Origin of the sequence: Calidithermus roseus (genome assembly GCF_003574095.1) — a bacterium.
Taxonomy (GTDB): domain Bacteria; phylum Deinococcota; class Deinococci; order Deinococcales; family Thermaceae; genus Calidithermus; species Calidithermus roseus.
Genome location: NZ_QWLA01000020.1, coordinates 1 through 18,147 on the forward strand (window position 1 = coordinate 1; position 18,147 = coordinate 18,147).

Genomic DNA, 18,147 nt, shown 5'->3' on the forward strand with positions numbered 1-18,147 from the left:
CCCTGGGGGTGGCGGGTCAGTTCGAGTTGCTGGGGCGGCTGGCCGAGCTGGGCTTCGCCGTCGAACCCCACCATCGCCGGGTCAAGGGCGCGCAGGAGGTCGAGGCGGCCTATCAGGAGATGCTCTCCCGGCGGCGGGAGCTGCCCTTCGAGGCCGACGGCATCACGGTCAAGGTGGACGAACTCCGCTTGCAGCGGGAACTGGGCTTCACTGCCAAGAGCCCGCGCTGGGGCATCGCCTACAAGTTTCCCGCCGAGGAAAAGACCACCCGCGTGCTGGGCGTGACTTTCCAGGTCGGGCGCACCGGCAGGGTGACCCCGGTGGCCGAGCTCGAGCCCGTCCACCTCGAGGGCTCCACGGTGAGCCGGGTGACGCTGCACAACGAGAGCTACATCGCCGAGCTGGACTTGCGCATCGGGGATACGGTGCTGGTGCACAAGTCGGGCGGGGTGATCCCCGAGGTGCTGCGGGTGATCGAGCAGCAGCGCACGGGAAGGGAGCGCCCGGTGGTGTGGCCCACCCACTGTCCTGAGTGCCAGACCGAGTTGGTGCTCTCGGGGAAGGTACACCTGTGCCCCAACCCGCTGTGCCCGGCCAAGGCCTTCGAATCCATCCGCCACTATGCCAGCCGCCGGGCTATGGACATCCAGGGTCTGGGAGAGAAGCTCATCGAGCAACTGCTGGCCGCGGGCCTGGTCAAGAACGTGGCCGACCTCTACAAGCTGCGCCTGGAGGACGTCGCCGGCCTCGAGCGCAAGGCCGAGAAAAGCGCGAGGAAGCTGCTCGAGCAGATCGAGGCCTCCAAGCACCGGGGACTGGAGCGCCTGCTATTCGGCCTTGGCCTGCCCCAAGTGGGGGAAGCGCTGGCGCGCACCCTGGCCCGCCGTTTCGGTCACCTCGACCGCATCATCGCGGCCTCGGTGGAGGAACTCGACGCGGTGGAGGACGTGGCCGAGACCACGGCTAGGGCCATCTACGAGGCGCTGCACAAGCCTCAGATGCTACAGCTCATCGAGGCCCTGCGCCGGGCCGGGGTCGAGTTCGAAGCCAAGGAGAAGCCCAAAGGCGACGCGCTGGCGGGCCTGACGTTCGTGCTCACCGGCGAGCTTTCCCGCCCCCGCGAGGAGGTGAGCCGCGAGCTCGAGGCCCTGGGGGCCAAGGTTTCGGGTTCGGTGAGCAAGAAGACCAGCTACGTGGTGGCCGGGCCGGGCGCGGGGAGCAAGCTCCAGAAGGCGCAGGAACTCGGTGTTCCGGTGCTGGACGAGGAGGGGTTGAAGGCCTTGCTGGCGGAGAAGGTGGGGGTGGTGGATAGCCGGTAGTGGGGCCATAGGACCCAAGACGCCGTTGACTGTGCTTTTGGATGTTCAGCGTTTTGCGCCTGGCGCACTCGGGCTCACCTGCACGAGCCTCGAGAAAGCCCTGCTGAGACTGCGCTGGCTAGACAAAGCCTCCCTGCCTGTCTATACTTGGATGCCGGACGAGGAGTAGCGCAGCCTGGTAGCGCACCTGGTTCGGGTCCAGGGGGTCGGAGGTTCGAATCCTCTCTCCTCGACCAGACCCCGCGAGCCGCCGAGAGGCGGCTTTTGTCTTGGGGTAGAATGCCCTCCAGAGGTCTGAGTCACCCCACGGTGAGCTTGTCCAACTGGCCATACACAGGTAGTCCTGTCTGAGGGCTTTAGCACGCACCGTGGGGTCCCGACGAACGACAACGCTGGAGGCACTTGGTTATGCGTTTTTACTCGCTTTTGCTGGTCGTTTTCGTATCGCTGGCGCTGGCCCAGGTCGAGCCGTACAAGCTCAGGGTGCAGGAGTGGAGCTGCAAGCGTGAGGGAAGAACCGTTGTAGCCGAAGGGGTCGTGCTCAACCTCACCCAGGGCACCCTGAAGGACGTTCGGGCCAACCTTCAAGTCACCCTAGGCGCGCAGGTCGTCAGCAATTCGGCTTTCATCAGCCTTCGCTCGCTGGGAAGCGGCAAGAGCAGCGCGTTTAGGGTGGTGGTGCCCAAACCAGCCGTGGGTTCTTTTAGCTGCAAGCTCTGGTTCCGCAATCCCCAGGCTATCCAGATCCCCAGCCTGGTTCCCCAACCGCGATGAACCTGCGCATCCTGGGAGGAGTGGCGCGGGGTGTGGCCCTCAAGGTGCCCGCCTCGGCCCGCCCTAGCCCGGTACGCCTGCGTAAGGCCCTGTTCGACTACCTGCGGCTGCGCTATCCACAGCGGGGGAAGTTCCTCGACTTGTATGCGGGATCGGGGGCGGTCGGCCTCGAGGCGGCCAGCGAGGGCTTCGAGGTGACGTTGGTAGAAGTCGACCGGCAGGCCCAGCAGTTTTTGCGCGAGAACGCCATGAGGGCCAGGCTCGAGGTGCACATCGAGCCCATGGCGGTCGAGCGCTACCTCGAGCTCGCCGCGCGGCGAGGGCTGCGCTTCGTGGTGGCCTTCATGGCCCCGCCCTATCCCCACGACCTGCTGCAGGACTTCCAGCGGCTGCTCGAGGCCGACATCATCGAGCCGGGCGGCCTGCGCATCCTGCAACATCCCACCGAGCTGCACCTGCCCATAGGCGAGCGCCGGGTCTACGGCGCCAACTGCCTGACCATCGTGCGCCAGGAGCCTTGAGGGGGATTTTGGGATAGACTTTCCCTTGCCTTTCTGGAGGACACATGCACGTGGTTTATCCTGGTAGCTTCGACCCATTGCACAACGGCCACCTCGACGTGATCCGACGGGCCAGCCGCCTGTTCGAGCGCGTCACGGTGGCAGTGCTGGAGAACCCTTCTAAGCGCGGGCGGCAACTTTTCAGCGCCGAGGAGCGCGTTCACATCATCCGCGACGCGGTGGCTCAGGCCAACCTCAGCAACGTCCAGGTGCACACTTTTCAAGGCCTGCTGGTGGACTTCCTCAAGTCGCTCGAGGCCAAGGTGATCGTCAAGGGCCTGCGGGCAGTCTCGGACTACGAGTACGAGCTGCAGATGGCCCACCTCAACCGCCAGTACCCCCCCCACCCGGAGACGCTGTTCATCATGGCCGCCACCCGCTGGTCCTTCATCTCCAGCACCATGGTCAAGGAGATCGCCCGCTATGGCGGCGACGTGAGCGAGATGGTGCCCCCGGCGACCCTCGAGGCCCTGCTGTACAAGCAGCAGCAGACCCAGCAGCAGTAGGCTCGAGGTCAGGACTCGGATTAGGATAGCCCTATGAACACACTCAAGAGCAAATACGGCAACGCCCTGGAGATCGGCCACCTCATCGGCGGGGAGGAGGTGTTCGAGGGGAGGGTGCTCGAGCGGCACAACCCCTCCGACCGCGAAGACCTCACCGCCCGCTTCCCCGAAGCTTCCAAGGAAACGGTGCGACGAGCCGTACAGGTCGCCCGCAAGGCCTTTGAGGAGTGGTCCCGCACCCCCGCGCCGGTGCGCGGGAGCGTGCTGATGAACTTCGCCAGCGTGCTGGCCCGCGAGAAGGAAACCCTCAGCCGCCTGATGGTGCGCGAGATCGGTAAGACCCTCAAGGAAGCCCGCGGGGACGTGCAGGAGGCCATCGATACCGCGGTGTTCTTCGCTTCGGAGGGCCGGCGGCTCTACGGCCAGACCGTGCCCAGCGAGATGGCCAACAAGGAGCTCTTCACCTTCCGCCGCCCCCTGGGGGTAGCAGGCATGATCACCGCGGGCAACTTCCCCATCGCCGTGCCCTCCTGGAAAATCATCCCGGCGGTGCTCACCGGCAACACTGTTGTCTGGAAGCCCTCGGAAGACTCCCCGGCCCTCTCCTACGTCTTCGTCAAGCTCTTCGAGGAGGCTGGGTTGCCGCCAGGCGTGGTCAACGTGGTCTTCGGCGCAGGCAAGGACTCCGCCGGCCAGTGGCTTATCGAGCTAATGGACGAGGGGCTCTTGAACAAGTTCGCCTTCACCGGCAGCACCGCCGTGGGTCGCCAGATCGGGGAGGTGGCCGGGCGCAACCTCATCCGTCCGACCCTCGAGCTCGGCGGCAAGAACCCCCTGATCGTGCTGGCCGACGCCGACCTCGAGTTGGCGGTGGAGGGGGCCTGGTGGAGCGCTTTCGCCACCGGCGGCCAGCGCTGCACCAGCGCGGGCAACGTCATCGTCGAGGAGCCCATTTACGAGGAGTTCAAGCGGCGCTTCCTCGAGAAGACCGAGTCCACGGTGGTGGGCAACCCCCTGCTCTACGACGACCTGACCTACGGCCCCTTCATGAACGAGCGCCTCTTCCAGCGCTGGAGCGAGCACTACCAGTGGGGAGAGCAGGACGGGGCAAAGCTGCTGCTGGGCTCGGGGCGCATCACCTCGAGCAACCCCTACCCCCGCTTCAGGGGCGACCCCGACGCAGGAATCTTCGGTACCCCCACGGTCTGGGAGGCCGCGCCGGGGATGCGCCAGTTCGAGCAGGAGATCTTCGGCCCTACCATCAACTTGGTCAAGGCTAAGGACCTCGAGCAGGCCCTCGAGTACGCCAACGCCCACCCCTACGGGCTCTCCTCGGCCATCTACACCAATCACCGCCACTCGGCCTACCGCTTCAAGGTGGGGATCAAGGCCGGCATGAGCAGCATCAACAACTCCACCGTGGGGGCCGAGGCCCACCTGCCCTTCGGCGGGATTCGCGGCAGCGGCAACGGCACCCGTGAGAGTGGGGTGTGGGTGATCGAGGAATACACCTACTGGCACGCGGTCAACGAGGAGTACTCGGGCAGGCTCCAACTCGCCCAGATGGACACTGCCTACGCCCAGGCCCGCGAGGCCACCGACTGGGCCAGGCTGCTGGGGCTTCAGGAGGTCGTCCGATGAGAAAGACCTTTGGATTGCTCCTGCTGGCGCTGGCCCTGGGTGCTTGTGCGCCGCAGATCGAAACCGGCAAAGGCGAGATGGTCTTCGAGGCCGTCGCCACCGGCACCGACGCCCTGGTCAGCCGCACCGACCCCTCCTACCGCCCCGACCTTACCGCGCCCTTCGCTTCTGAGTTGGCGGTGTTCTATTCGCTGCGGGTATCGCCTCCGGCGGGCTACAGCCCGTTCACGGTGGTGCAGCAGCCTTCTAACCCCAAGGAGGTGCGGGTCTCCTACGTAGCCCGCAAGGTGGATGCCCAGGGCAAGGTGCTGGGGACCATCGAGATGGCCTGGCTCATCCGCGAGCGCGGCCAGGGGTTGGTGAGCATCTTCCTCAACAGCCGCAGCGACGACTCTCAAGTGGACGTGGCAGCGCTGGAGGCCCAGGCGCTGAGCTACCTCACCTCCCGTTTCCGCCTGCTGGCGAGTGGACGCTAAGGGTTGCCCGGCGATGAGTGTCACGCTGGCTGAGATTCGAGCGGCTCAGAAAACGCTCGAGGGCATCGTCGCTTCAACCCCGCTGCTGGCCGACGAGGCGCTTTCCAGGGAACTCGGCGTGAGGGCCTACGTCAAGGCCGAGTGCCTGCAAAAGAGCGGCTCGTTCAAGATTCGTGGGGCCTACAACAAGATCAGCCATCTCTCGAAGGAGGAGAAGGCCAGGGGCGTGATCGCACCCTCGGCAGGCAACCATGCCCAGGGTGTGGCGCTGGCGGCCCGACTGCACGGCATCCGCTCGGTGATCGTGATGCCGCAGTACGCGCCGCTGACCAAGGTCAAGGCCACCCAAGCCCTGGGGGCAGAGGTGGTGTTGCAGGGCCTCACCTTCGACGACGCCGCCGCTCACGCCCGTGAGCTAGCCCAGCGGCACGGCTACACCTGGGTCCACGCCTTCGACGACGAGCAGGTGATCGCGGGCCAGGGGACCATCGGCCTCGAGATCCTCGCGGTTTTACCCGAGGTCAGCACCCTGGTGGTGCCCATCGGCGGCGGGGGCCTCATCTCCGGTGTTGCCATCGCGGCCAAGGGCCTCAAGCCCTCGCTGCGGGTGGTGGGTGTGCAGGCGGCAGGCTGCGCTCCGGTGCGGCCCTCGCTTTTGGCTGGGCATCCCGTGGCCGTCACCGCCGCCCAGACCATCGCCGACGGCATCGCCGTCAAGCGCCCTGGCGACCTCACCTTGCCCCTGATCAAGCAGTACGTCGACGACGTGGTCGAAGTCAGCGACGACGAGATCGCCAGGGGCATCTTCCACTGCGTCCAGAACAGCAAGCTGGTGGTGGAAGGGGCGGGTGCGGCAGGCGTGGCTGCGCTGCTGGCCGGCAGGGTCCCGCTGCGGTCTGACGACGTGGTTTGCACCGTGCTGTGCGGGGGCAACATCGACGGCAATTTACTGTCGCGGGTCATCGAGCAGGTGCTGGTACGTCAGGGACGCTACATCCTGCTCAAGCTCTCGCTGGTTGACCGCCCCGGAGCCCTGGCCCGCATCGTCGAGAAGGTGGCCGAGGCCGGGGCCAACGTGGTGGATATCTTCCACCGCCGGGCGCTGTGGCTGGCCCCGTTGGGCAAGGTGGGCGTGGAACTGGTGCTCGAGGTGCGCGACGACGAGCACGGGCGCGAGGTGGTGGCGCGGCTCGAGGGCGCTGGCTATCACGTCGAGCGTGAGAACTTGGGCCTGTGGCCCGAGTAATCGACGCACAGCTTGACAGCACGAATGTGGGTATAGGGGTATGGCATTGCCCCGTATGCCGCCGCCGGGCGCAGCTTGGCAGGGTGTTAGAATCGCCCTGATGGAAGCTTTCAACTGGTATGAGAAGCACGTCAACCCTGGCCTGGCGGGTTTGCTCCGCTTTACCGGGCTGGACAAGGTCGAATCCCACGCCGAAGGGGTCTACGTGTGGGACACCGAGGGCAGGCGCTACCTGGACTTCTTGGGCCTCTACGGCACGCTCTCGCTGGGCCACCGCCATCCCAGGGTGCTCGAGGCGGTCAGGGCCCAGCTCGACAGGATGCCCATGTCGGTGCGGGTCATGGTTTCCGAACCCACCGCCCGCCTGGCCCACAGGCTTGCCGAGATCACTCCGGGCGACCTCTCGATGGTCTTCTTCGGCAACTCAGGGGCCGAGGCCGTGGAGGCCGCGCTCAAGTTCGCCCGCATCCACACCAAGCGGCCCGGTTTCATCACCACCAAGAACGGCTACCACGGCAAGACCTACGGCGCGCTTTCGGTTACGCCCAAGGAGCACTATCAGCTTCCGGCGGCCCCGCTGGTGCCGGGTGTGACGGTGGTGCCCTTCGGCGACGCCAGGGCCCTCGAGGCAGCCATCGGCCCCGACACGGCGGCGGTGATCGTCGAGCCCATCCAGGGGGAGGGGGGCATCCGGGTGCCGCCTGAAGGCTATCTGCGCGAAGTGCGGCGCATCACCCGTGAAAAGGGCGTGCTGCTCATCGTTGATGAAGTTCAGACCGGCCTGGGGCGCACCGGCAAGCTGTGGGGCGTGGACTGGGAAGGGGTCGAGCCCGACATCCTCACCAGCGCCAAGGCCCTGGGCGGGGGCGTGATGCCCATCAGCGCTACCATTGTGCGCCCCGAGATCTTCGAGGTCTACAAACACGAGCCCCTGATCCACTCCACCACCTTCGGGGGCAATCCCCTTGCGGCGGCGGCAGCCCTGGCGGCCATCGAGGTCACCCTCGAGCAAAACCTCCCAGCCCGCGCCCTCGAGATGGGTCAGTACCTCATGGCCTCCTTGAAGCAGCTCTGGGACGCCTACCCCGAGTTCATCGAGGAAGTGCGTGGGCGCGGCCTGATGGTGGGCCTGGAGTTCACTGACGCCGACATCGGGGCGCTGGTGGTGGCCGAACTCGCCAGCCGGGGCATCCTCACTGCCTTCGGCCTCAACAACCCCAAGGTGGTGCGCCTCGAGCCCCCCCTCATCGTGGAGAAGGAGCACATCGACCAGGCCATCGAGGCGCTGGGGGAGAGCCTGGCGGCGACCAAGGTTGCGCTCGAGGGGGTGCTGTAATGGGACACCTCGAGGTGCCCTAGAAGCAGGTGCTTTGCACTTAGTAGCCGCCGGTGATCGTGTAACCGATACCCTGCGCTACGAACGCGCTCCAGCCGGTCGCGCTGCACTGCGCTGGCGCGGCTGAGCAACTAGAAGCTGTGGCTGGATACTTGTATTGCTCGCCGTAATAGCGGCGGCCCGTGCCAAATGCGTAGATTTTCCTGATGCTGCGTGGCGATACAGTTTGTGAAACTGTCCAGGTGCGGCTAGTAGAGGATTGCCAATTGATCGAGTATTTGATTTTCCCTTGGTCAAAGCCACCGCTGATTGAAGAAGTAGCCGTATGACTGACGGTGACGCTGATGGTTGCAGGTTGGTCGGTGTGGTTTCTGAGTGCTCCGACGTAGGCTTTGCAGCAATCCCTGTCAGATGAATAGCTCACTCTGGTGTCGATCTTGTAGCCAAGAATACAACATACCTGCTGTGGTGCGGGGCTATCGCTAGAAACCTCAGATAGCGCAGGAGGCTCGTTGCGTGGCTGTTCCACACAGGATAGTAAATGACGGCTCCATCAGGTTCGATATCGACGATAAAAGAACCGGTTTTGCGTACGACCTCAACGGGGTTGGTGAACGGATCTGTGTCTGGGTCTTTTGAAATTTGATCGCCGACTTGGATGAATGTCACAGCCTTATATGGAATAGGAGCCGTCTGATTTCCGGATCCGCGAGTTAGCTTAAAAGTTCTCAGTACTTCACTCTTGAGAAAGTCGGAAACAATTATATTTCCAATTGATTTGATTTCGATTTTGCTCCAATCTATATAAATAATCCCCTGCTCCCCCGCGCCCGTAGCCCCCTTATTGCACCCAACAAATAGGCAAGCGGCTAGGACTAGAAAGGCGATACGCTTCCTCATGGCTGGATTATAAAATCGTCGCCGCAATTATCAAGATCTATTTTTGTTTATGGGAAAACTGTATAAGATACAACTAATTGGATGCGACTCGACAGGTATGCTAGACTTACTGTGCTAGACCTACGGAGATGTAGCTACTAGTCGCTACGAAAGCCATGACCGATACAATCCTCGAATTTCTGCGTAAGCAGCCGGATAAACAGTATGGGCTGCGGGAGATTATCCGTAGCCTGCGCCTCGAGCGGGCCGAAGCCAAAGAGCGCCTCGATCGGCTGGTGAGCGCTGGGAAAGTGCTCGAGCCGCGCCGCAACACCTACGCCCTGCCTGGCAGCCCTGCCGCCAGGCCCTCGAGCGGGCGGGGCTTTGCCGCCAGGCTTCAGGTGCACCCGCTGGGGTTTGGCTTTGCCGTGCCCGAGGAGCCGGGTCGCGAAGACCTCTACATCCCCAAAGGCTCACTGGGCGGGGCCTGGCACGGCGACCGGGTGATGGTGGTGCCGCAGCCGCCGGGGCGCGACCGTAAGCCCTGGGGGGTGGTGAGCGAGGTGCTCGAGCGCGCCCGCGACCGCATGACCGGGCGGCTCGACTTCAAGCGCGGCTTCGCCTGGCTGATCTCCGACGACCCCAGGCTGCCTCGCATGATCAAGCTGATGCCCCTGGGTCTGGGCGGGCTCGAGGCCGGAGCCCGCATCGCCATCAAAATCAACTACCCCGACCGGTCGGGTCACGAGCCCTACGGCGAGTTCCTGGAGTACTTGGGTCGGGCCGACGACCCCCAGAGCGAGACCGAGGCGGTCATCGTCAAGTACGACCTGATCAAGGAGTTCAGCCCCGAGGCCCTGGCCGAGGCCCAGAGCATAGGCCTCGAGATCCCTCCCTCCGAGCTCGAGCGCCGCGCGGACTTCCGTGGTCTCAACGTCTTCACCATCGACGGGGCCGACGCCAAGGACTTCGACGACGCCATCCACGTCGAGCGGCTACCCAAGGGCATTTTCCGCGTCGGGGTCCACATTGCCGACGTGTCCTACTACGTCAAGGAGCACAGCGCCCTCGACAAGGACGCCTACACTCGCGCCACCAGCGTCTACCTGCCGGGTCGGGTGCTGCCCATGCTCCCCGAGCGCTTGTCCAACGGGGTCTGCTCGCTGGTGCCCGGCGAGGACCGCCTGGTGCTGTCGGTGTTGATCGACATCGACAAGAACGGCCAGATCCGCGACTACCGGTTCAGGGAAGGCGTCATCCGTAGCGTGGCCCGCCTGACCTACAACCAGGTGCAGGACTACGCCGAGGGCAAGTCCCTGCCCGAGGAATACGCCTTCCTGGCCGCCGACCTGACCCTGCTGCTGGCCCTGACCAAAGCCCTGAAGGAGGAGCGGCTCGAGCGCGGTGCCCTGGACTTCCACTTCAGCGAGGTCAAAGTTGAGGTAGGGGAGGCGGGTAGCCTGCACCTGATCCCCATCCGCGAGCCCGACGCCCGTAGCCTCATCGAGGAGCTGATGCTGCTGGCCAACCGCACCGTGGCCCGCCACCTCTTCGAGCGGGACATCCCCGCGCTGTTCCGCGTGCACGAGGATCCTACGGAAAAGGCCTACAACGAGCTGGTGCAGAACCTGGCCCGACTGGGCTACAAGCTCCCCCACGGCGAGCCCAGCCCCAAGGCCCTGCAGGAAATCCTCAAGCAGGCCGAGGGAAAACCCGAGGAGAAGGTAGTCTCGAGCCTGCTGCTGCGCTCGCTGCGTCTGGCTCGCTACGCCGCCGAGAACCTGGGCCACTTCGGCTTGGCTACCGAGCACTACCTGCACTTCACCAGCCCCATCCGCCGCTATCCCGACCTGGTAGTGCACCGCGTGCTGAAGGCGCTGCTCAAGAAGCGCATCACCGAGAAAAAACGCGCCGAGTGGGCCGATCGCTTCCCGGCCATGGCCCTCCACACCTCCGAGCGCGAGCGGGCCGCGGAAAGCGCCGAGCGCGACCTGACCAAGTTCTATCAGTGCCTGTGGGCGCAGGGCCAAGTCGGGCGCTCCTTCGCGGGCGTGGTGTCCGGAGTGACCGATTTCGGGGTCTTCGTGGCCCTGGACAACGGCGTGGAGGGCATGATCCGCCTCGAGGCCCTGCGCGACGACCACTACCGCTACGACCCGGATCTGCTGGCCCTGGTCGGCCAGCGCAGCAAGCGCCGCATCCGCATCGGCGACGAGATGCAAGTCACCATCCTCGGGGCCAGCCCCCCGGCCCGCCAGATCGACCTGGCGCCCACTCAGGCCAGCGCGGGCCAGAAAACCGAGCCTTCTGCCCGACCCAAGCGGCTCGAGCGCACGGGCGGCAAGGGGGGGAGAGCCAGCAGCCCCGAACACACCACCCAGAAGCAGACTTCGGGTACCAAAGGCAAGAAAGCGACCCGCAGCGCGGTAGGCCCCCCTGCCAAGCGCGAACGGCCCGATCGGGGAGCCAGGGTCACGCTCAGCAAGATCTACTTTGGCGAGTGGAGCGGCAGCACGCAGGCAGAGAGCCAGGCTCCCGAGCGCCGCTCGGAAAGTCAGTCCAGGTTTCGCCGCCGCAGGCGTCGTCGCTCCTAACCCCACGGGAAGCTTTCTATCGATGCGCGTTATCGGCCTCACGGGCAGTATCGGCAGCGGTAAGAGCACGGTCGCGCAAATTTTGCGCGAGATGGGAGTGACGGTGCTCGATGCCGATGCCCTGGCCCGCGAGGGGTCGGAGGTGTTGCGCGAGGCCATTTGCCGGCGCTTCCCCGAGGTCTGCGAGACAGGCGAACTTGACCGGCGCAGACTGGGACAGCTGGTGTTCGCCGATCCCCAGGCCCGGCGCGACCTCGAGGCCATCCTGCACCCCTACGTACGCCAGCGCATGGCCGAGGCCACGCGGCAGGCCCAGCAAAGGGGAGAGCCCCTGATCGTGCAGGACATACCGTTGCTGTTTGAGACCGGCAGGGAGCGCGACTTTGACGGGGTGCTGGCGGTGGTCGCCCCTACCGAACTGCGCCTGAGACGGGTGCAGGCCCGCAGCGGGCTCAGCGCCGAGGAATTCGCCGCCAGGGACTCCAGCCAGGTGCCCCAGGAGGAAAAGGTCCGGCGGGCGACGTGGGTCATCTGGAATGACTCCGATCTGGAAAGCTTGCGAGCACGGGTGCGGGGCTGGCTCGAGGGGGTGAGGGATGAAGCTCGTGCATGACTGGCTGGGCCCCATCGAACTGCCCGACTCGGCCCGCCGCATCGTCTCGCTAGCCCCTAACGCCACTGAGACTCTGTTCGCCCTGGGGCTGGGGGAGAGGGTGGTGGGGCGCAGCGCCTTCTGTTACCGCCCGGCGGCCACGCTCGGCCTGCCGGTGCTTTCCAGCTACACCCGCGTGCGCTGGGAGCTGCTGAGAAGCCTCGAGCCCGACCTGGTGCTCGTGAGCACCGGAGTGCAGCGGGGCCTGCTCGAGGAGTTGCGCCAGGGTGGGGCCCCGGTCTTTCCCGTGCCCCTGCCCCAAAGCCCCTACGGCATCCTCGAGAACATCGTGCTGCTGGGCGAATTGCTGGGAGTGGGGGAGCGGGCCTCGCGGCTGTGCGCCGAACTAGCCGAGCAATATAGCCGACTGGCCGGAATCCTGCCCCCCTTGCGGGTCTACTTCGAGTTCGACCTGGGCGGCCCCATCAGCGTGGGACGGGGGAGCTACGTAGGGGAGGCCCTGCGGCACCTGGGCCTGGTCAACGTCTTTGCCGACCATCCCCAGAGCTACTTCCCCCCCGACCTGGGAGCCGTCCCCTCCCTTCACCCCGACCTGGTGATCTACGAGCCCAAGCCCCACCGCGCCCGCTCCTGGGAGCGGGCGGCAGCCTTGATGGCTTCGCGGGGCTGGAATTACCCGCTGGTGGTCAACGGCGGGGATGAACTGGCCCACTATGGCCCGCTGTTCTTCAGCTACCTCGAGCAACTCGAGCGGCAGATCGAGCGGTTGGGGCTTTGAGCGCCCGTCTTGAGGTCAAGACTTCCTCGAGTGCTAAAATCCCCCGCCCTTGCGGAGCGGGGGATTTTCTCGTCTGCTGGCGGAGAGGGAGGGATTCGAACCCTCGATAGAGCGAACGCCCTATACACGCTCTCCAGGCGTGCCCCTTCAACCACTCGGGCACCTCTCCACGGCGCAGCACCCATGAATGTAGCACACCCTCCAGGTTGTGTCTAGCGCATGCTTCTGTCATAAAAGGGCGGTGCGGGGTAGACTGCCCCCTATGCGGCTGATGGCAATCTTTCCTCATCCCGACGACGAGATTGGCACCGCTGGGACCCTGGCCAAGCACGCCCTGCGCGGCGATGCCGTCAAGCTGGTCTGGCTCACCAGGGGCGAGCTGGCCAGCCAGTTTGGCGATGCGCCACCTGAAGAGGTGGCCGCCGTGCGCGAGGGTCATGGCCGGGAAGTGGCCCGCATTCTGGGGGCAGAGTACGAATTTTTGAGCTATCCCGATACGGGCCTCACTGGTGGGCGGGAAGAGGCGCTGTGCGTTGCCAGGCTGATCGCGGATTGGAAGCCCGACGTGGTGTTTACCTGGGATCCTTACGACGTTCACCCCGATCACCGCGCGGCCCACACCGCGACGCTTTCGGCGCTCAAGTTCTGCCGCATTCCCAAGCTGGTAGGTGAAGCCTATCGCGCTCGAGTCCGGCTGCTGCACTACTACCGCGAGGACATCCAGCGCCCGGCGGTCTACGTGGACATTGGGGAAGAAGGGCAGGCGGTGGCCGAGCAGGTCTTCAGATTGTACCGTGACTTTTACCAATGGGATTACAGCCTCGAGGCCTTCAGGGCGAACCGGGCGCGGCTTGGGAGTCTGGCTGGGGTTCGCTACGCTGAGCGCTTTCAGGCGCAGGAACCGCTGCCTCACCCTTATCTTCCAGAATAGCCACCTGGTCGGGCATACGTTGGGGATTGGTCAGGGCGTAGGCTGCGAACGCGGCGGGTAGGGCCACCGGCAAGACGCTGTACCCGCCGACCTCGCAGGCTAAAACCACTGAGGCAAAAGGAGCGCGGGCGATCCCCGCCAGCAAACCGGCCATCCCGGCCAGCGCGGCGGCCTCGGCGGGGGGAGCGAATCCCGGCACGACCCTCGAGGCGATGATCCCCACCAGGCCCCCCAGGGCCAGCGCCGGGCCGAAATAGCCGCCGTATCCGCGCACCCCGCCGGCGGCCACCAGCAGGATGAGTTGGACCAGGAAAAGCAGGGCCAGGAAGCGCAGGTCCAGGATGGGCGACAGCCCGAGCTGCACCCAGGGCAGGGCATTGCCCAAAGCTGCTGGGAACACCAGCACCACGACCCCAACCAACAGGCCAAGCAGCAGGTGGCGGTACAGGTAGGGGAGCCTCTTTACCAGGACGCGCAGCCAGTAGCTGCCCTCGAGCCACAAAGCACCAACCCCCGCGCACAACAACCCGACCGCCAGCCCGAAGACCAGCGAAGTCAGGGGAACCGCGCCGGCCTTGATGTCGAAGATGGGGCCATAGCCCATGATGGCGCCGTACACCGAGAAGCCGGCCAGCGCCCCGATCAGTGCCGGAGCCAGCGCGGTGATCTCGAGAGCCAGTCCCCGGAACACGATCTCCGAGGCCAGCAGGGCCGCGGCCAGGGGGGCGTGGAAGGCTGCGGCAAAACCGGCGGCCATGCCGGCGAAGGGCAGGTAGCGCCCGGAGCCCCCCATGGGAAAGCGCTGTCCGATGGCGGCTCCAATCCACAGGCCCATCGTGGCCATGGGTCCTTCCCGGCCCAAGGGCGAGCCCGCGCCCAGTTGCACAATGGCGGCGAGGCTCGAGCGCAGGTGTTCGAGGAAGCGAGCGCGGCGCTCGATGCGGTACATCGAAAGAAACCAGCCCAGTCCATGGCCCGTGCCCACCAGGCTTGCCAGGGTGAAAATCAGGGCCGGCAGCAGGGTCAATACCCACAGGCGCGGCCCGGTAAAGACCTGGGCCAGCCCACCCTCGCCGGGCAGACCCGGAGGCTGGTAGCCCAGCACCCAGCCCAGCACGAGGTTCTGCATCAGGCCCAGGCCAAGAGCCAGCAGGGCTGCTACCAGGCCGGTGAGCGCGCCGACGAATCCGCTGTAGAGGATGAGGGGGCCGACCTGCATGGGAATACCTGTCAGATGTCAAAAACCGGCTGAAGGTCGTACGTCCTGCGTCTTACGCCGGACGCAGGGCTCCACTGGGAAGGGACTGTTGAATTCAGCGCTGGAACAGCCGTGAGCATTCGCACTACCACGATTGTACCTGGCTCAGGTGGGTTCCACGCGTAATGCGTGGGGTTTCCAGACCCAGCACCCTGTAGCCACTGCGGGTGGCCGCGCGCACCAGCAGGCGTGGGTCGAGCCTGCCCCACAGGTGCAGAGCCTCGTTTTTTACGTCCAGGTCGGGGCTGCTGCCACGCGAGTCGGTGCCTAGGGCCACCTCCACGCCGTGCTTGAGGTAAAGCGCCCAGGGTAGCTCGCCGCAGGCCAGGCCCTCGTTGCTACGGGGACAGGAAACCACCCGACACCCGCTCTGGGCCATGATCCGAATGTCGTTCTCGTCCACCTGAACCCCGTGGACCACGGTGACGCCGGAGCCCAGGACGCCTAGGTCGGCCAGGTACTGAACGGGAGAGACGCCAGGAGGCTTCCAGACGGGGATCTTCATCTGCTGGTTGAACTCCACGAAGCTGCCTTGGGCTCGCTCGAGATACTCCCTCTCGTCGGGGCTCTCGGCGACGTGGATTTGCACGGGAAAGCCCTCGAGGCGGGCGAACTCTGCCACCTTTTGCAACAGGGGGGGGCTGACGGTGTGGGGAGCGTGGGGCGAGATCCCCACCCTGACCCGGCCCTCGCGCTTCTTCCAGGCCAACAGGCGTGGCTTGAGGCCCTCGAAGATGTCGCCGGCTTTGCTGGGGTCGGGGCCGATCACCTCGCGGTAGGCGATCCCCGGCAACTCGCAGGCTCCCAGCAGCCAGTCCATCACCTCGTCGCGGGCGACGATGTCGCCGAAAGCGCCCACGCCCAGCCTTTGCAACTCCTCCAGCCCCTGCCGGGCCGCCTCCACCCCACGCGCCGAGCCATGGGCGATGACGTGACGGATGAAGTCGATGTAGCGCCCTCGGAAGTAGGGGAGCCGCCAGAGGTCAAGGTGGGTGTGGGCGTTGACCACAGGGGGGGTCAGCGCCTTGCCCTTAGCGCGGATTGGCGCGCTGGGATAGGCGTGGCGCAACTCCTCGAGCCCCCCCGTCATGGCGACGTGTTCGCCCACCACCAAGAGCCCGCCCCGCAGCATGGGGGTTCCGAAACCTAGGTACACCACCTCGGCTGTCCAGATTTCGGGCTCGAGCTTCACACCGCACGCTCCAGGAGGTAGCGGTTGGGGTAGCGCACGAAGTCCACCGCCCGGTAGCCCAGGGCGAAGTAGTGAGCGAACAACTGCCTCGAGTGCTCCCGCCAGGTCAGCGCCAGGGTCTTGTCACCCTGCAGAATCCCTCCCCAGTCCTCGGGGATCTGGAGCAGCAGCCGGGGAGCCTCCAGGCCCAGGTTCAGCGCCACGGGCCGCTCGTCCTGCACGGTGTTGACTTGGGGGAGACCCTCGACTTTGGGCGGGGGCTCGGGGGCGTAGATGCGCCGGAAGACCCACTCGCTGCGGATTTCCCAGTCGGCCTCGGCCCGGTCGGAAGGGGCCCCGGCGTTGATGCCGCCCATCTCCCCGTAGCAGTTGGGGATGTATTTGCCGAAGGTCGCACCCAGCTTGCGCAGGTTGAAGTTGGCGTTGACCCCGCGCAAAGGGTCGAAGGTCCAGACCACCCGTTCGTAGCCCCGGCTCAGACACCAGTCGCGCTGGAAGCGCTTGAGCAGCAGGGCCGCCGGGCTGCCGCGGTGGGCCTCGAGCACCCCCATCATGTGCGAGTGGTGGCGCTTGGGGTCGGCGGTGGGGAAGCCGAAGACGAAGCCCACGAGTTGGGTACCGAAAAAGGCTCCGGCAATCAGGGCGCCCTCGTGGCCCATGGCCATCATCGAGCGCGCAGGCATCACGTCCTCGGGGTCGCCCCAGATCGCCGCTTGGAGTTCCTCCAGTGGGAGAATCTCCTCCGGCTCGTGCAATTCGCGTATGGTGATTTCCATTCTCAGGCGTTGGAGACGTAGGCCGACTTGAGGGCCAGACGGTCGATGAACTCGCGCTTGGGGGTCACGCCGATGCCGGGCCCCTGGGGTACTTTCATCATGCCCTCGCTGGCCTCGAGGCTCTCCTCGATGATGTCCTCCTCCCAGTAACGGCTGGCCGAGGACGTGTCGCCGGGCTTGATGAACATGGGCAGCGTGGCCACGTGGATGTTGGCCGCCCGGCCAATTCCGGCCTCGAGCATTCCTCCCATCCACACCGGCAGACCGTAGCTCTCGGTGATGTCGTGGATCTTGCGGCTGGCCAGGATGCCCCCCACGCGGGCGGGCTTGAGGTTGATCACCCGTCCCGCGCCGATCTCGAGGGCCTTGCGCGCGTCCTCGGGGGAGGTGATGGACTCGTCCAGGCAGATCGAGGTGGAGATGGCTGCTTGCAGCTTGGCGTGATCGACGATGTCGTCGAAGGCCAGGGGTTGCTCGATGTAGTCGAGCCCGGCGGCATCCATGGCCTTGAAGGTGGCGATGTGGTTGAGGGTGTAGGCCGAGTTGGCGTCGACGGTGAGGTTGGCCTCGGGGTAGGCCTCGCGCACCGCCAGCAGCATCTTCACGTCCCAGCCGGGCTTGATCTTGAGCTTGATGCGCTTGTAGCCCTGCTCGAGCCCCTTGCCGACTTTCTCGATGGTGCTCTCGATGGAGGGCTCGATGCCCAAGCTGATCCCCACCGGAATCTCCTCGCGCACCCCGCCCAGCACCTTCCAAAGCGGCTGTCCCAGGCTCTTGCACCACAGGTCCCAGAAGGCCATCTCGAGCGCGGCCTTGGTCATCTTGTTGCCCCGGAAGTTGCGGATGTGCGACCACAGCGCCTCGGGGTTGGGGATTTCCTTGCCCAGGACACTGGGAATGAGCAACTCTTCCAGCAGCGCCCAGGCCCCGGCGATGGTCTCCTCGCGGTAGTGCGGGGTGTGTTCCATCACCGTCTCGGCGTAGCCCTCCAGACCCTCGCCGTAGAGGGTGAGCACGATGATGTGCCGCTCGGTCTGGACGCCGAAGGAGGTCTCGAAGCGAAAGCGCAGCGGAAGGGTGATGAGCTTGAGTTGGGCAGCTTCAATTCGCATGGGGTTATGCTAACGCGCTGGAGGCGGAAGGCCAAAATGTGCCCATAGCAAAACGCTCAACGCCAAACGCGAGGCGCAAATGTCGAACGTCTTCGGGGGCAAGGGGGGATATCCACGAGCCACCGGCCCTCGATCCCCGATGCCCCTGGCTATGGA

General features: G+C 65.4%; 17 protein-coding genes and 2 tRNA genes. 13 read left to right on the plus strand and 6 right to left on the minus strand.

The genetic code is table 11. The features are described from left to right. The 9 genes from ligA to Mrose_RS06710 all read left to right on the plus strand — a co-directional run. Positions 1-1,319: NAD-dependent DNA ligase LigA (ligA, locus tag Mrose_RS06670; RefSeq protein WP_119276714.1), on the plus strand; the 1,319-nt coding region annotated here is incomplete at its 5' end. A 159-nt stretch (positions 1,320-1,478) separates the two neighbouring features. Continuing rightward, positions 1,479-1,555: transfer RNA gene (locus Mrose_RS06675), tRNA-Pro, on the plus strand. Between the two features lie 172 nt (positions 1,556-1,727). Beyond that, positions 1,728-2,093 carry a hypothetical protein gene (locus Mrose_RS06680; protein WP_119276716.1) on the plus strand — a complete coding sequence of 122 codons (366 nt, stop codon included), beginning with the start codon at positions 1,728-1,730 and terminating at the stop codon, positions 2,091-2,093. After that, positions 2,090-2,614: an RsmD family RNA methyltransferase gene (locus Mrose_RS06685; RefSeq protein WP_119276718.1), complete on the plus strand. Its 525-nt coding sequence runs from the start codon at positions 2,090-2,092 to the stop codon at positions 2,612-2,614. The genes Mrose_RS06680 and Mrose_RS06685 overlap by 4 nt, the downstream gene beginning before the upstream one ends. A gap of 44 nt (positions 2,615-2,658) precedes the next feature. Further along, on the plus strand, positions 2,659-3,159 hold the full coding sequence (coaD, locus tag Mrose_RS06690; protein ID WP_119276720.1) for a pantetheine-phosphate adenylyltransferase: 501 nt from the start codon (positions 2,659-2,661) through the stop codon (positions 3,157-3,159). Between the two features lie 33 nt (positions 3,160-3,192). Continuing rightward, positions 3,193-4,800, plus strand: a complete 1,608-nt coding sequence (locus Mrose_RS06695) for an aldehyde dehydrogenase family protein (RefSeq protein ID WP_119276721.1) — start codon at positions 3,193-3,195, stop codon at positions 4,798-4,800. Then, a complete protein-coding gene (locus Mrose_RS06700; protein ID WP_119276723.1) occupies positions 4,797-5,276 on the plus strand; it encodes a hypothetical protein in 480 nt (159 codons plus the stop codon). The genes Mrose_RS06695 and Mrose_RS06700 overlap by 4 nt, the downstream gene beginning before the upstream one ends. Before the next feature lie 13 nt (positions 5,277-5,289). Further along, positions 5,290-6,522 (plus strand): threonine ammonia-lyase, encoded by a 1,233-nt coding sequence (gene ilvA, locus Mrose_RS06705; RefSeq protein WP_119276725.1) that lies wholly within the window; start codon positions 5,290-5,292, stop codon positions 6,520-6,522. Positions 6,523-6,622: 100 nt separating this feature from the next. Then, positions 6,623-7,858 (plus strand): aspartate aminotransferase family protein, encoded by a 1,236-nt coding sequence (locus Mrose_RS06710; RefSeq protein WP_119276727.1) that lies wholly within the window; start codon positions 6,623-6,625, stop codon positions 7,856-7,858. A gap of 420 nt (positions 7,859-8,278) precedes the next feature. Here the strand turns inward: Mrose_RS06710 and Mrose_RS18555 are convergent, their stop codons facing one another. Then, positions 8,279-8,758 carry a hypothetical protein gene (locus Mrose_RS18555; RefSeq protein WP_147371582.1) on the minus strand — a complete coding sequence of 160 codons (480 nt, stop codon included), beginning with the start codon at positions 8,756-8,758 and terminating at the stop codon, positions 8,279-8,281. Positions 8,759-8,913: 155 nt separating this feature from the next. Between Mrose_RS18555 and rnr the strand changes: the two genes are divergently transcribed. Genes rnr through Mrose_RS06725 form a run of 3 tightly spaced genes read left to right on the plus strand, consistent with a single transcriptional unit; the run spans position 8,914 to position 12,722 of the window. Next, positions 8,914-11,331: a ribonuclease R gene (gene rnr / locus Mrose_RS06715; protein ID WP_119276729.1), complete on the plus strand. Its 2,418-nt coding sequence runs from the start codon at positions 8,914-8,916 to the stop codon at positions 11,329-11,331. Between the two features lie 22 nt (positions 11,332-11,353). Then, a complete protein-coding gene (gene coaE / locus Mrose_RS06720; protein ID WP_119276730.1) occupies positions 11,354-11,944 on the plus strand; it encodes a dephospho-CoA kinase in 591 nt (196 codons plus the stop codon). Further along, on the plus strand, positions 11,928-12,722 hold the full coding sequence (locus Mrose_RS06725) for an ABC transporter substrate-binding protein (protein ID WP_119276732.1): 795 nt from the start codon (positions 11,928-11,930) through the stop codon (positions 12,720-12,722). Before coaE ends, Mrose_RS06725 begins: the two co-directional genes overlap by 17 nt. A 77-nt stretch (positions 12,723-12,799) precedes the next feature. On the opposite strand, the gene Mrose_RS06730 is transcribed toward Mrose_RS06725, so the two are convergent. Beyond that, positions 12,800-12,891: transfer RNA gene (locus Mrose_RS06730), tRNA-Ser, on the minus strand. Between the two features lie 93 nt (positions 12,892-12,984). Between Mrose_RS06730 and Mrose_RS06735 the strand changes: the two genes are divergently transcribed. Beyond that, positions 12,985-13,653, plus strand: coding sequence for a PIG-L deacetylase family protein (locus Mrose_RS06735; protein ID WP_119276734.1), 669 nt, complete (start codon positions 12,985-12,987; stop codon positions 13,651-13,653). Here the strand turns inward: Mrose_RS06735 and Mrose_RS06740 are convergent. The 4 genes from Mrose_RS06740 to menC all read right to left on the minus strand — a co-directional run bounded on the left by Mrose_RS06740 (position 13,553) and on the right by menC (position 17,991). Further along, the gene (locus Mrose_RS06740; protein WP_119276736.1) at positions 13,553-14,872 is read right to left on the minus strand and encodes a chloride channel protein; all 1,320 of its coding nucleotides are present in this window, start codon (positions 14,870-14,872) and stop codon (positions 13,553-13,555) included. The genes Mrose_RS06735 and Mrose_RS06740 overlap by 101 nt on opposite strands. A gap of 124 nt (positions 14,873-14,996) precedes the next feature. Then, the gene (locus tag Mrose_RS06745; RefSeq protein WP_119276784.1) at positions 14,997-16,043 is read right to left on the minus strand and encodes an amidohydrolase family protein; all 1,047 of its coding nucleotides are present in this window, start codon (positions 16,041-16,043) and stop codon (positions 14,997-14,999) included. 56 nt (positions 16,044-16,099) lie between these two features. Next, positions 16,100-16,879 (minus strand): GNAT family N-acetyltransferase, encoded by a 780-nt coding sequence (locus Mrose_RS06750; protein ID WP_119276738.1) that lies wholly within the window; start codon positions 16,877-16,879, stop codon positions 16,100-16,102. Between the two features lie 2 nt (positions 16,880-16,881). Beyond that, positions 16,882-17,991, minus strand: a complete 1,110-nt coding sequence (gene menC / locus Mrose_RS06755) for an o-succinylbenzoate synthase (protein WP_119276739.1) — start codon at positions 17,989-17,991, stop codon at positions 16,882-16,884. Positions 17,992-18,147: the final 156 nt, after the last annotated feature.

What these genes read in the sequence shown, in the direction of transcription:
- Mrose_RS06680 (WP_119276716.1), top strand. Translation starts at nt 1,728, where the DNA reads ATGCGTTTTTACTCGCTTTTGCTGGTCGTTTTCGTATCGCTGGCGCTG.
- Mrose_RS06685 (WP_119276718.1), top strand. Translation starts at nt 2,090, where the DNA reads ATGAACCTGCGCATCCTGGGAGGAGTGGCGCGGGGTGTGGCCCTCAAG.
- coaD (WP_119276720.1), top strand. Translation starts at nt 2,659, where the DNA reads ATGCACGTGGTTTATCCTGGTAGCTTCGACCCATTGCACAACGGCCAC.
- Mrose_RS06695 (WP_119276721.1), top strand. Translation starts at nt 3,193, where the DNA reads ATGAACACACTCAAGAGCAAATACGGCAACGCCCTGGAGATCGGCCAC.
- Mrose_RS06700 (WP_119276723.1), top strand. Translation starts at nt 4,797, where the DNA reads ATGAGAAAGACCTTTGGATTGCTCCTGCTGGCGCTGGCCCTGGGTGCT.
- ilvA (WP_119276725.1), top strand. Translation starts at nt 5,290, where the DNA reads ATGAGTGTCACGCTGGCTGAGATTCGAGCGGCTCAGAAAACGCTCGAG.
- Mrose_RS06710 (WP_119276727.1), top strand. Translation starts at nt 6,623, where the DNA reads ATGGAAGCTTTCAACTGGTATGAGAAGCACGTCAACCCTGGCCTGGCG.
- Mrose_RS18555 (WP_147371582.1), bottom strand. Translation starts at nt 8,758, where the DNA reads ATGAGGAAGCGTATCGCCTTTCTAGTCCTAGCCGCTTGCCTATTTGTT.
- rnr (WP_119276729.1), top strand. Translation starts at nt 8,914, where the DNA reads ATGACCGATACAATCCTCGAATTTCTGCGTAAGCAGCCGGATAAACAG.
- coaE (WP_119276730.1), top strand. Translation starts at nt 11,354, where the DNA reads ATGCGCGTTATCGGCCTCACGGGCAGTATCGGCAGCGGTAAGAGCACG.
- Mrose_RS06725 (WP_119276732.1), top strand. Translation starts at nt 11,928, where the DNA reads ATGAAGCTCGTGCATGACTGGCTGGGCCCCATCGAACTGCCCGACTCG.
- Mrose_RS06735 (WP_119276734.1), top strand. Translation starts at nt 12,985, where the DNA reads ATGCGGCTGATGGCAATCTTTCCTCATCCCGACGACGAGATTGGCACC.
- Mrose_RS06740 (WP_119276736.1), bottom strand. Translation starts at nt 14,872, where the DNA reads ATGCAGGTCGGCCCCCTCATCCTCTACAGCGGATTCGTCGGCGCGCTC.
- Mrose_RS06745 (WP_119276784.1), bottom strand. Translation starts at nt 16,043, where the DNA reads ATGCTGCGGGGCGGGCTCTTGGTGGTGGGCGAACACGTCGCCATGACG.
- Mrose_RS06750 (WP_119276738.1), bottom strand. Translation starts at nt 16,879, where the DNA reads ATGGAAATCACCATACGCGAATTGCACGAGCCGGAGGAGATTCTCCCA.
- menC (WP_119276739.1), bottom strand. Translation starts at nt 17,991, where the DNA reads ATGCGAATTGAAGCTGCCCAACTCAAGCTCATCACCCTTCCGCTGCGC.